Origin of the sequence: Mycobacterium attenuatum (genome assembly GCF_900566085.1) — a bacterium.
Classification (GTDB): domain Bacteria; phylum Actinomycetota; class Actinomycetes; order Mycobacteriales; family Mycobacteriaceae; genus Mycobacterium; species Mycobacterium attenuatum.
This window is the reverse complement of the sequence record NZ_UPHT01000183.1, coordinates 1-12,593: the sequence shown is the minus strand read 5'-3', so window position 1 is coordinate 12,593 and position 12,593 is coordinate 1. Positions and strand designations below refer to the sequence as shown.

Sequence of the window (12,593 nt, the reverse complement as noted above, 5' to 3'; positions counted from 1 at the left end):
TCGCAGACAACCGATCGGTTACGGCATGCAACCGGCGACGCGGCCTCCGACCTGATCCTGGGTTTCCCGCTGCCCACCAGCGTCTCACTACTACGATCCGAGATGTGCCGTGCGCGAAAGGAAATGCATGTGTCCAACGATTTCGATCCGCACTGGCCCTGGGCACACGCTGAGCCGCCAGATGTCGTGAGCTCCGACGGGCCACCCGCGCAGCCACAGGACCCTACCGGCGTCCGGCCCAGCGCGGGAACCGCAGAACCCGGAAGTCCTGCCGACGTCGACTCGAGCCCCCAACCGACAGAGCCCCCGCCGGAATACTCTGTTGCCGCGAGCGGACCGCCACTGCCACCGGTGATCGAGGCGTTTCCTGGCTCTCACGATGCGCAGCAACCGCTAACTCCTGCCCGGGGCACCGAGTACCGACCCGCCGCGGCCGGGCCGAAGCGGGGCGGCCGGCGCCGGATCCTCATCGGGACGACGGCAGGGGTGGTGGTGTTGTTGTTCACAGTCGTCGCTGTCATCGCTGTCGTCGGCTACCTGACCAAGAAAAACAACACCACCGCCGCCAAACCCCCTCCGGCCGCCGTACTCGAAGGCACCTATCGGCTGGACATCGACTGGGCCAAGCAGACCGAAAACGGCGCCACGGCACCCTCTTCCGACACCACCAACGCCAGCACCTGGTGGGCGCTTCGCTCGTCTTGCTCGGCCACGGGGTGTGTCGCCAGCGCCATCCAGCTAGACAACACGAACCACCAAATGGCAGCCGCACCCCCACTTACCGCCGAATTGCATTTCGTCAACGGTGGCTGGCAGCGAACACCCGTCAGGCATCAATACCCGCGCAAGCGGTGCCTGGGAGCAGACGCGAAAGTCGGCCCGGGCACAGAGACCCAACTGATTTCGTGGTCGGTGGCGCCACAGCCCGACAAGTCTCTTCGCGGCGTTTGGACCAATACCGTGTTGACCGATGAATGCGGCTTTATCGGCACGGTCTGGCAGGCTCCGCTGGTCGCGGTGCATACCGGCGACGTGCCGCCCACCGTTACAGTGGCCGATCCGTCGACCATCGCCGCCATCCCACGGACCAGCAGCCCGGTTCCCGTGGTCGCGGGTGTGACGCCGGTACTCGACGGCACCTTCCGCGTGGAGTACCTGTGGGCAAAGCAGACGGTGAACGGCAAGCCAGCAATTGGTGACGACCTGACACCCAGTGTCGACTGGTGGGCTTTTCGGTCCTTGTGCACATCGGCTGGATGCGTCGCCACGGGTGCCCAACTGGCCGAGGAAAGCCCCCATGGGCCGGTCGGCGGCGGCATGGTCCTGCGTTTTGCCGAAGGTCACTGGCAGCAGACGCCTCACATCGGGCCTGGGCAGGGATGCCCAGGAGGGACGAACCCCAAAACTGCGACCACCGAGATCTACGAGTGGTCATTGGAGCCGCGGCCGGACGGCACGCTTCGAGGCAGCCAGAGCGACACCGCCATCAGCGCTGGATGCGACAACCAAGGATTCGTCTATCGAACGCCGCTGTCGGTGACACGGACAGGCAATGTGTCCGCGGCAGTGGTGCTGGCCGACCCAGCACTGTTCGCGCCGCCACCTGCGCCACCCAGCACCAGCCCGCATCCCTAATGAGAGTCGAAACCGACGATCACCGCAATCAGACCTTCACCACCTGGGTTCCGCCTGCGAACTCGTCATGTCTGCCTTGCTTGGTGGGGCTGGACTGGATGGTCGCCGCGATCACGATGGCGCCGAAGAGCATGAGCACTTCCCCCAGGAAGGGGATGACCGCAAGCAAGGTGACAAGGTTGCGGACGGCGGACTGGCGCAGGGTGGGTCTTTCGGCGCCGGCCGGTCCGCGTACCCGCATGCGCAGCAGCTTCTTGCCCAGGGTGCCGCCCTGGCTCGCCTCGAACGCCACGAAGTAGACGAAGGCAAGCAACCCGGAGAACAAACCGGTGAACAATCCGGTCGTCCCGATGTGCATTTCGGTCAGCATGGCCAGCGGCACCGTGATGATGCCGACCAGAATGGCGTCGATCAGCCGGGCGAGAAAACGCAATCCCAATGGGGCGGGCTGCAATCCGGACGGCAGCGCCGGCGACGACGGCCGAGTTCTGGAACGGCGTAGGTCGACGACAGTAATCACCGACAACAACGTCGTTATTCCACCGCCGAGTGTGAACAGGCTGCCCGTACCGAAAAAGGTGAGCGGGGTCGCCACATCACTTCCGTTACCGACAGACAAAAAGCCGAGTAGACAGCCGATCACCCCGACGACGATCACCGCCGCACCTTCGGCAACGCTGAACATCGGGTGACGTGCAGGTCTTGCCAGCGAAACAATACCCAGAATCAACGCCACAACACAGAGCGTCTCGACTGCCAAAAAGTAAGTGCGCCAAATAGTGTCGGCCCCCGCAGTGGCATACTCATTCCAGTGAGTAGGGCCTTCGGGTAAGGATGCGCCAGCAATGCTCCCGAATACGAGCGCCAGCAAGATCAGCGAGATTCCCCTGCTAATCGTGAGGCCGGAAGCTCTTCCAGTCGTCTCGGGGTTATCAGGACGAAGGTTTTCCGCGATTGTCATGTCGACTTGATCCCGACGCTGAGGAGCGTATGGCAATTCGCCCCGATGCGTCCACGCCGCGCCGTCCCAGTACCGACGCCGACCGCTGTCTTCCGGATCCGGATACCAACCCTGCGCCGGCAACGGCGCCGTCACGATACCCCCCGGATGCGCCGCCGGCCAATGGGTCTCGGCCCGGAGGGCGATCCGCCCAGTTCCAGGTACTGCTCACGTGATTGCAGAGTGTGCATAACCACCTTCTCGTGCCGTCCCACCATGTCACCGCAGTTCCGGCTCTGGGGCCACAGTCTTGGCCGCTGCGCTGGGAATTGGCGCTGGCCGTCTTAGGGAATGGGCAGGTTGGGGCAGAGCCTGATGTAGTCGACGTCAGCGGACACCCAGTCCGCCCACTGGTTGCGGCTCATATTCGCGACGAGCTTGTCGCACAGCAGGTCAGCCCAGGCCGCGGGTCCCGGCCACCACCGCAGTGCCCTGTCGAGGCCCCCGGAGACGATGCGCCGCCCGTCGGGGCTAAACGCCACGCCGAACACCGTGCCGGCGTGGTCGCTTAGCGCTGGTCCGATCTGCTGGCCGGTGGCCACCTCCCACAACCGCACCGTGCCGTCGGCGATGCTGCCGCCGGAGACGACGCGGCGCCCGTCGGAGCTAAACGCGACGCTGGTCACCGAGTCAGTGTGGCCGGTCAACGGCGCACCGATGGGTGCGCCGGTGCCGGCGTCCCACAACCGCAGTGTGGTGTCGATGCTGCCGGAGACGATGCGCCGCCCGTCGGGACTGAACGCCACACTGGTTACCGCATCGGTATGGCCGGTCAGGGGGGCGCCGACCTGCTGGCCGGTGCCGGCGTCCCACACCCGCACCGTCTTGTCGTAGCTGCCGGACACGACGCGGTGCCCGTCGGGACTGAACGCCACACCGGCCACCGAGTTGGTGTGGCCAGTCCATGGGGCGCCGACCTGCTGGCCGGTGCCGGCGTCCCACAACCGCAACGTGTTGTCCGCGCTGCCGGAGACGATACGGTGCCCGTCGGGGCTGAACGCCACGCTCTCCACCCACAGGGTATGGCCGGTCAGCGGGGCGCCGACCTGCTGGCCGGTGCCGGCGTCCCACACCCGCAGCGTGTTGTCGCGGCTGCCGGACACGACGCGGTGCCCGTCGGGGCTGAACGCCACGCTGGTCACCGGGCCACTGTGGCCGGTCAACGCGGCGCCGATGGGCGCGCCGGTGCCGGCGTCCCACAACCGCAGCGTCTTGTCGTCGCTGCCGGAGACGATGCGCCGCCCATCGGAACTCCACGCCACGCTGGTCACCGCATCGGTGTGGCCAGTCAGCGGGGCGCCGATCTGTGGGCCGGTGCCGGCGTCCCATACCTGCAACGTGCCGCCGAAGCTGCCGGAGCGGGTGCGCCGCCCATCCGGACTAACGGAGACGATGCGCCCCCCATCGGGACTGACCGCCACAGCCGCCACCGGGCCGGCGTGGCCGGTCAGCGGTGCGCCGATCGGCTGGCCCGTACCGGCGTCCCACCTCCGCACCGTCCCGTCGGCGCTGCCGGAGTAGGCACCGCGCCCGTCGGGGCTGAACGCCACGCTGGTCACCGCGTCGGTGTGGCCAGTGAGCGGGGCGCCGAGCAGTGCGCCGGTGCCGGCGTCCCACATTCGCAGCGTCTTGTCGGCGCTGCCCGAGGCGATTCGCCGCCCGTCGGGGCTGAACGCCACACTGAGCACCGGCCCGGTGCCACCGTCGAGCGGTTGCCCGACGGGCTGGCCGGTGTTCGCGTCCCACAACTGCACCACGCCGGTTCCGATGTTGCCGACGGAGCCGCTGCCGGAGACGATGCGCCGCCCATCGGGGCTGTACGCCACGCTGTCCCATGGGCCGTTGGTCAGCAGGGCGCCGACCTGTTGGCCGGTGTCGGCGTCCCACAACCGCACTGTTCCGTCGGCGATGGTGCCGCCAGCTGAGACGATGCGGCGCCCGTCGGGGCTGAACGCCACACTGGCCACCGGACCGCTGTGGCCCGTCAGCGGGGCGCCGATAGGCGCGCCAGTGCCGGCGTCCCACAATCGCACTGTGGCGTCATAGCTGCCCGACACGATGCGCCGCCCGTCGGGGCTGAACGCCACACTGGCCACCGCATCGGTATGGCCGGACAGCGGGGCGCCGCTGGGCGCCCCGGTGCCCGCGTCCCACAACCGCAGCGTCTTGTCGGCGGTGCCGGAAACGATGCGCCGCCCGTCGGGACTGAACGCCACACTGAATAGCGCCGCAGGGGTATTGATGATCTTGATGGTGGACTGTCGCTCCACCACGGCGGTGAGCAGCGCACCGATGTCGGTGCTGGGCGCGATGGCCGGTGCGGCGAGGATCTGCTGGATCGCGCGCACCTCGCCGCCGGCGCGGACGCCCGCGAGGATGGCCTGTCCCTGCGAGCTCAGCTGCGCGGCAATCGCTTCGCGGTTCCGCGTGTCCGCCAGCTGCTTGGCATGGATGGCCTGAACGAATCCGGCCACGGCCACGATCACAGCGACAAGGGCGATGACAGCAGTGCCGGTCAGGACCGCACGTAGGGTGCGTACCCGGTTGCGTAGCTCGGCGGCGTGGGATTCGCCGGTGTCGTTGTCCATGCGCTCGTTTTCGGCCTGCCGTGAGGCGGCCAGGTAATCGTGCGCGCTGGCGAGACGATCGGTGAATTCGGTTGTGCTGGCGATATTTTCGGCATCGGCGAGCCGGGTGCCGGTGAGCAGCCAAGCGGGGTCACGGTGGTGGGCGGTCCAAGCGGTGGCGCTGCGCTCGATGTCATCGGCGGCTTTGAGGTTGTGCCGTTCGGCGCGTAGCCAACCGGCCAGCTCATCCCATTGCTGCAGCAGGCTTTCCAGCGCGATCTCCACGACCACCTGCCCGTCGCGTTCCTTGCGCACCAGCAGTTGCTTTTGCACCAGCGCGTCAATCAGTGGTCGGCTTGCTTCGGGCAGATCCGCCTGGCGTGCCGCCCGCGGCACCGGTTGATCGGTGTCGGGATTGATGGTGACCAACCAGGGAATAATCGCCGAACGCAACAGCTCCAATGCGGTCTGGCGCCCTTGGGGGTCACGCGGCAGGATCACTTCGATCTCCCGGTTGACCGCATCGTTGCCGCTCATGGATTGGTAGTTTGCCAGCATCGTTGGCCGGCTGTGGCGAAGTCGGCATACGCGTCAGCGTCAGCACTCACGGCGGCGGGTCAGGACTTCGGCTTCGTCATTCCGGGGTCGAAATACCGAGCCACTGGCCGTCCTGATGAGCAAACTACCGCCGGGCTACAGCGAAGGTTCGTGCCATTCGGCCGACGGGCCGTTGGCAGACTCCGGAGCGATAGCCATGATCGAATGTTCCGGCAATTGGTTGCCGAACGGCCCAACCAGCGCGCGCTACACCCTCTTTCGCGATACCGTCACGCTGGGAACCCTCGTCTCGTCCATTTACCATTCCCACCACTTCAAACCCGTGACGTGCCCCGGAATGGAGTCCACGCCGACGCCTTGGACTCGACCGGACGGCACACCTGCTGGCTCGATCGCGCGCGGCAAGGCCGAAGGCGATATCGCCGCTTTGATATGGTCCAACAACCCCGGCCCGCTCATTGCCCTGGTAGAAGGCGGATCTGGCCTCAACAACCTGCCGGCGCCCGACGTCGGCGGCTTGTGGCAATGGCATTCCAGGGGGTCCAGCTCGGCATTGCCCGGTTGAAGACCGCGAGGTCGGGCATGGCAAAGCCAAAAGCCATTTGCCTGGCCGGTGCTTAGCACTGCCCATCTGGACACAGCGGGGCACCTCGCGTGATTGGTGGGGCCATTGGTGCCGATAAGAAGGTCAAAAGGCTCTGTTTGGAGAACTCGTCGACCGCCGACACTGAGTAGTCGGGATCGAAAAGCGTTGGCATCGCCCCATGATCCGGGCCGATAGCGGAGGCACAGGGCCAGAGCGGGTGTCTTCGAAACTGCAAAGGCGTTGCTGTAAAGGAGATTTCGGTGGAAGACACGACCGAACCCCCGGCCGCCGGTGACGAACGGGGCTCCGCCGGGCACCAGGCCGCGGTTGCTGAGTCCAGCCGCCCGCGGGTGCTCGTAACCGTGCTCGCGGTAACCTCCGTCATCGCGCTGGTCGCCGCAGTTGTCGGCTTCGTCATGGCGTTTCAGGCCAAGCGAGAGGCGAGTCGGAACCTTCGCCAGGCGACCAGCCTTCGCCTGGCTGCCGAAGCCCAGTCGATCCTGGCCCGTACCCGCATCGGATCCGACGTCACAGCCTTTCAAGGACTGGTTACGACGCAGCGACTTGCGCAATCGCCCGATGACGGTCCGTTGCGCAGTGTGCTGGAGGACAACCACCGGGCGCTGAAGATCATCGAAACGTCGTTCCAGCCGCCCAATGCAGTTACCAGCGTCGCGTTCAGCCGCGATGGGCGGCGGATTGTCGCGGGCGATGACCTTGGCGTGTCTGTCTGGAATGCCGAGTCCGGCGGGGCAATCGGCGAACGGGTGCACCTCGACGGTGTCCGAACTGCGGTGGTCAGCCCGGATGGCACACGGGCCGTCGCCATCCTTCGAAACACCGGGCAGGTATTGGACGCCGAGACCGGCCATCCGATCGGCGACCCGCTGAAGCTCAATGGCGCTGAGGTGGCGTTCAGCCCGGACAATTCGCGAATAGCGTGCGGCGGCAATAACGGCACCATTCAGATTTGGGATCTCAACACCGGCCGAATCGTCGGCAAGCCCCTGGCCGGGCACCAGGGTCCGGTCGTCGCCCTGGCATTCAGCCCCGACGGCACACGGATCAGCTCCGGCAGCAAGGACCAGACAGTGCGGGTGTGGGATGCGGCCACCGGTCAACCGATCGGTCAGCAAACGACCGGCGGCTCGGTGCTCAGCGTGGCATTCAGCCCTGACGGCACGCGGATCGCCACCGCCAACAGCGACGGCACCATCCAGTTGTGGGACGCTGAGGCAACCCACGCGGTCGGACCGGCGATGACGGGCCACACCGGAAACGTGTACAGCGTGGCGTTCAGTCCCGACGGCACGCGGATCGCCTCCGGCGGCCAGGACAACACAGTGCGGTTGTGGAATGCCGGCACCGGCCAGCCCGTCGGCCGCCCACTGGTGGGCCACCGATGGACGGTCGGGACCGTGGCGTTCAGTCCCGACGGCAAACGGGTCGCCTCCGGCAGCGGGGATAGAACCGTCCGACTATGGAGTGCCGAACCCGGCCCGCTCGTGGGCCAGTCGCTGACCCCGCCCGGCTGGAGTCCGTCGCCCCCGGGCTGGGTCAAGAACGTCAACGTGGCGGTCAGTCCCGACGGCAGGTGGATCGCCTCCGGCGGTGACGGCGTCGCACTGTGGGACCCGGCCACGGCTCAAGCCATCCGCGCCCCGATCACCGAGTACGGAGAATTCGTGGCGTTGAGCCGCGACGGCAGGCGGATCGCCGCGATGGGTGACGGGAAGGTCCAGGTGTTGGACGTGGGCACTGGCCGACCCGTCGGCCCCCCGGTGGAGAACTGGGAAGTGCGAATCGTGGCATTCAGCCCGAACGGCACCAGGATCGTCTCCGGCGGCAACGACCAGACCGTCCGGCTGTGGGATGTGGCTACCGGCCGGCAGATCGGAGACCCGATGACCGGCCACAGTTCCGAAGTGAAAGGCGTCGCGTTCAGCCCGGACGGCACGCGTATCGCATCGGGCAGTCGCGACGGCGTGCGTTTGTGGGATGCGACGACCGCCCGGCAAGTCGGTGGACCGATGGCAGTCGCCGGTACGGAAAGCAGAGGTGTCGAGAGCGTCGTGTTCAGCCCGGACGGCCGGCGGATCGCCGCCGACGAAGACACCGTCGCAGGCACCACGGTGCGGTTGTGGGACACGGCGACTGGCAAACTCGTCGGCCGGCCGATGACGGCGAAGACCTTGATGAGTTACCCGGGCTTGCTGTTATACGAGATGAGTGTGGCGTTCAGCCCCGACGGCAAGCGCATCGCCTCGACCGCGTGGGACCACACCGTGCGATTGTGGGATGCCGACACGGGACAACCCGTCGGTGCTCCGCTCCGAGGCCACACGGCGGACGTAACGAGCGTGGCATTCAGCCCCGACGGAACATTTCTCGTGTCCGGCAGTGAAGACGGGACCGTACGGCTGTGGCTCAACTATGCCGACGCCGCATCGGCACTGTGCGCCAAGCTCTCCAGCAATATGAGCCGCCGACTCTGGCAGGCCTGGGTGTCACCCGACATCGACTACCTCGAAGCCTGCCCGGGACTTCCGATCAAAACCGACTACGAATGGTAGCTGGGGGGTGCCACGGCTTGTTGCCGAGAAAATCACGCAATCGGTGCAGGTTTCGCGCGTTCAAAACCAACGGGCCGTCAGCCTCCGCTCCGGTTGCCGGCACCGGGGCTGACCGAACATCGTAGCGGGAGAAGCGGATATTGTTTTACTGGAACAGGATTGGGGCGCTTCTCGGAGATCTCCGTGGAACGTAGGCGCTTCAGGCCGAGGCAAGACCCGTCAGCTGGGGAAACGGCGTCACCGTCAGCATCTGGTCGAGCGTCTCCAAGGTGAACACCCGCCCGTCGGTGTATTTGAGAACAGGCCCCAAGCTGTCGTTGACCCGTGCCCAGCCGGTGCCGCCGAGTACGGCGATCACCGGCACGCCACCCAGCCTGATGCCTTCAGCTTGAAGCAGTTGAAACCGGGTCGCCTTATCGCGTGCGGTTCCCCCATCGTTAGTGGCCTTGCACTCCAAGATCGCGCGCAGTGTTTCCGAGGCGTCGAAAACCACGAAATCCGGTGCAGGCGTGACAGTTAGGCCAAAACGTAGGGCGATGTCACCCTGATTGTGACTACCGGTACGTAGGTATGGCACGGCCGCGCCCTGGAACAGTGATTCGACCTCGTCCTCGAGCAGGTCGCCCTTCTTACCCGACGTCGCGTTCGTGACTTGGCCGAACGAACCACCGAAGTGACGCTGGTGCAGAAACGCTGAGTACGGTACGCCGCCGGCCGCGAGCTGTCGCACGGATTCCCAGCCCTGGCGGGTATCGAACTTGTCCTGCTTGCTATGCAGCCCGGCCGGTGCGTCGGTGAATAGCTCCTTGCGCATGAGCTGGTCAATCGTGTGCGCGAGCACCCGGGCCTGGGCTGGGCTGAGCCGGCTGCCCCGCTTTTCTGCTCCGTCTACGGTGGTGGCCGCGATGGCGGGACTGGTTTCGCCGAGCTGCTCGGCGACCATTGTCGTCGTCAAGGCGAGCTCGTTCTTCAACAGCCCGGTGATGGTACGGAACACAAGAAGAACGCGCGGGTTTGCTTCCAACACCGTCGCCAGGGTTCCCACGTCAACCTTCGTGAAGCCGTTGGTGGCTTTCTCGGCGGCCGAGTAGACGCAACTGAAGTGCGCTTCGTCGTAGAACGGTGCGTTGTGCACGAAGGCGAAATCCGGAGCGAGAAAGGGCACGTACAGCTCCCGCGCAACAGCGGCGTACACGGCCGGCTGGGCCGACTTACCGTGTTGCTGCGGGATGAGTCGCACCTCGTTGACACGTTTGTCCCAGGTGTCGGCCGCCACCACGGATGCAACCGTGTCTTCGGAAGGGGTCACTGGCCTACCGCACGAAGCACCACGGCGGGATCGTCAGCCAAGTCAGCAGCAATCCGGCGTCGCGCCTCGGCCGCGAACGCCTCGTGCAGTTCGAACCCCAGCGCCTGCCGGTCGTAGCGGCGGGCCACCACCACCGTGGTGCCGCTGCCCGCGAAGGGGTCGACTACCAGGCCGCCCTTCGGGCTGGCACAGCGGATGAAGAACTCCGCCAACCCCTCCGGCATCGCTGCGGTGTGTGCGACGCCGCGATGCTGGTTGTAGGTCTGCGGCACCGCGACGACGTTGCCCGGGTCGGCGCCGCCCCGAAGGTAGGTCTTGGTCCGGTCGCGGCCAAATCCCGCCGCAGTGTTACGCCGCCCATTGGCATCGTGGTTGCGGCGCGCAATCTCGGCGGCGTCGGCCTTATAGGGCACCCGGACCGCATCGAGGTCGAAATAAGGCCGCGGCCCGCGGGCGAAGTGGTAGACGTACTCGAATGCGTCCTTGGTGCGAGGACCGAAGCGCCCGGGGACGGCGTTCGGCTTGGCCCAGATGTAGGTCTCAATCCAACGCCAGCCCATTTCCTGCAACGCCAGTACGAGCTGGTAGACGTACGGGTGACGCTGCCCCTTGAGCGGGCCGCGATTGGCGACTCGGTTCTTGATGTTGATGACCAGGCTGCCGGTTTCGGCCGCAGCCGCCTTCATGCGCTCCGCGTGGGGCAAAAACCACTCGACATAGCGGTCGGGGTGGATGCGGCTGTAGGCCCGGGCGTCCGCGTAGGGGGGCGAGGTAAAGAACAAGTCGACGCTTCCGTCCGGAAGGCGGGGAATCAAGTCGGCCGCGTCGCCGTGAACCACGCCTTCGCGGATCATCTGCTGTAACCGGCCTTTGGACACCATAGGCCGGATAGTAGCGAGACCCACCCACATGACCGGGCAGGCGCGCAGTCAGCAAAGCAGGCGGCGTGACGTGACCCATCGCTGACCGGGCGGCGGTCGGCAAGGCAGAATTGTCGCGCTTCGCGCTTGACATGCGCCGAGTTGATGACGGGCTCCGGGCGGCATTCGGGCTCTGATGCCCGCCGGCCAGCTGTCCCTCGCCTGGCCCGCCTCTCTCCAGCATTCAGCTGCTGAGCGACGTCGTCAGGGCAGGCGGCCAGCGGGCACACGTTCGCGCATCGCGGCACCGGCCGACCGTGATGTCGTTACATCGCCACCAGTCGGAACTGGGCCTGGCCAGCCAGTTTCTTATCGAATGTCCACACTGGTGCGGCGTTCGACAATTCCGCATGGGTGGCCGGGCAGCAATCCTCGAACGACAGCTTCATTCTCTGTGTTTGCTAATCTCCCAGCGTGTACCGAATTGCCTGCTCAAACGGACTTCGGGACGTGCGGGAACAACTGCGGACACGCCGGTATTCGAGTTGCTAGGGGTATCCGCAGGGGCAGTACAACGCAACCACGTCATCTGCGGCACCGGAACTGTGCCACGCACGCCATTGCGTGCACCCGCCCCCCAAAGTGTGCGCAGTTGCTAATCAATTGCGCCCCTTAGCCTTTCGAATTAGCTGGCGTTGAACTCGGGTCATGATCAGATACACACCACCCGCTGACTCCGCCGACGCCGAACCGCGGCGCTGGACCTCGATCATCCGCGTCCCCGAGACCGCCACCGGCAGCACCGCGTTCGGCCCCGTCCTGCAGGAGCAGACCAGCCTCCCGGGCTGGGCTGACCTGGCGCGACGCCCGCTTACTTGCCTCGGCCATCGCTTTCGAGGCTGTCATGTCGCCCAGGCCCGCCCGGTCGCTGCGAACCCGGGCCGACTGCCTCCAGGACGGATGGCACCGCAACAGTCGACCAAGCAGCGACCGTGCATGCAGTCAACACCGCCGCCGCCGTGGCGGCTGGGCTGTGATCCGCCCGCCGCAGACGGAACCCGCGGCCCCGGTTCTAGGGGGTCCTAGGGGGTCCTAGGGGGCGTTGGAAGCTGACTCGGAGGAGCCCTCAATCAGATGTAGTAATTCATCCATCCGCTGCTGAACTTCCGCCGTGCTCTGACGGCGGCCCTCGACGCATCGGCCAAGTAGCGGCATAAATTTCAGACCCGACTCGTCTGTCGGCAATGAGACATTGAACGCCGCCCGCGCCGCGGTCAACGGGCTCGGCGATGTGCTCGGATTGTGATAGGGGTCATGCAAAGGCGGTACGACAAGAGAAGAGGCAGCTTCCGAACGTAGGAAACCCACGCTGACCTCTGTCGGGGTGGCGGTGTGGTGCGTCAGGACATACGAATGGGGTGTGTCAAGACATCGGAATAGCTTGACGGCAGCGACGTTCAGTGGATGTCGAAGGCTCGCCTGGTCATCACCGCTGTCGTCGTCGA

The 12,593-nt window shown here is 66.0% G+C and carries 8 protein-coding genes and 1 pseudogene; 3 read left to right on the top strand and 6 right to left on the bottom strand.

The annotated features are described in order from the left end of the window. The first annotated feature begins 129 nt into the window (after positions 1-129). Entirely contained in the window at positions 130-1,635 is a 1,506-nt protein-coding gene (locus EET13_RS28950; RefSeq protein ID WP_136623301.1) for an Rv2253/PknI dimerization domain-containing protein, read from the top strand. 28 nt (positions 1,636-1,663) lie between these two features. On the opposite strand, the gene EET13_RS30720 is transcribed toward EET13_RS28950, so the two are convergent. The 3 genes and pseudogenes from EET13_RS30720 to EET13_RS28940 form a co-directional block, all read right to left on the bottom strand. Then, entirely contained in the window at positions 1,664-2,596 is a 933-nt protein-coding gene (locus EET13_RS30720) for an RDD family protein (protein WP_244604182.1), read from the bottom strand. A 48-nt stretch (positions 2,597-2,644) separates the two neighbouring features. Beyond that, positions 2,645-2,731 (bottom strand): annotated as a pseudogene (locus EET13_RS33055) (DUF2510 domain-containing protein); the annotation flags it as partial. Between the two features lie 188 nt (positions 2,732-2,919). Continuing rightward, on the bottom strand, positions 2,920-5,760 hold the full coding sequence (locus EET13_RS28940; RefSeq protein ID WP_122445459.1) for a WD40 repeat domain-containing protein: 2,841 nt from the start codon (positions 5,758-5,760) through the stop codon (positions 2,920-2,922). Positions 5,761-5,956: 196 nt separating this feature from the next. Between EET13_RS28940 and EET13_RS28935 the strand changes: the two genes are divergently transcribed. Next, positions 5,957-6,325 (top strand): hypothetical protein, encoded by a 369-nt coding sequence (locus tag EET13_RS28935; protein ID WP_136623300.1) that lies wholly within the window; start codon positions 5,957-5,959, stop codon positions 6,323-6,325. A 281-nt stretch (positions 6,326-6,606) separates the two neighbouring features. Continuing rightward, a complete protein-coding gene (locus tag EET13_RS28930) occupies positions 6,607-8,919 on the top strand; it encodes a WD40 repeat domain-containing protein (RefSeq protein WP_122445457.1) in 2,313 nt (770 codons plus the stop codon). 199 nt (positions 8,920-9,118) lie between these two features. Here the strand turns inward: EET13_RS28930 and EET13_RS28925 are convergent, their stop codons facing one another. From EET13_RS28925 to EET13_RS31050, 3 genes are all read right to left on the bottom strand, one after another. Next, positions 9,119-10,228, bottom strand: coding sequence for a hypothetical protein (locus EET13_RS28925; protein ID WP_122445456.1), 1,110 nt, complete (start codon positions 10,226-10,228; stop codon positions 9,119-9,121). Beyond that, entirely contained in the window at positions 10,225-11,109 is an 885-nt protein-coding gene (locus EET13_RS28920) for a DNA-methyltransferase (protein WP_244604181.1), read from the bottom strand. Before EET13_RS28920 ends, EET13_RS28925 begins: the two co-directional genes overlap by 4 nt. Before the next feature lie 1,071 nt (positions 11,110-12,180). Next, on the bottom strand, positions 12,181-12,593 hold a 413-nt coding region (locus EET13_RS31050), incomplete at its 5' end, for a hypothetical protein (protein ID WP_211189160.1).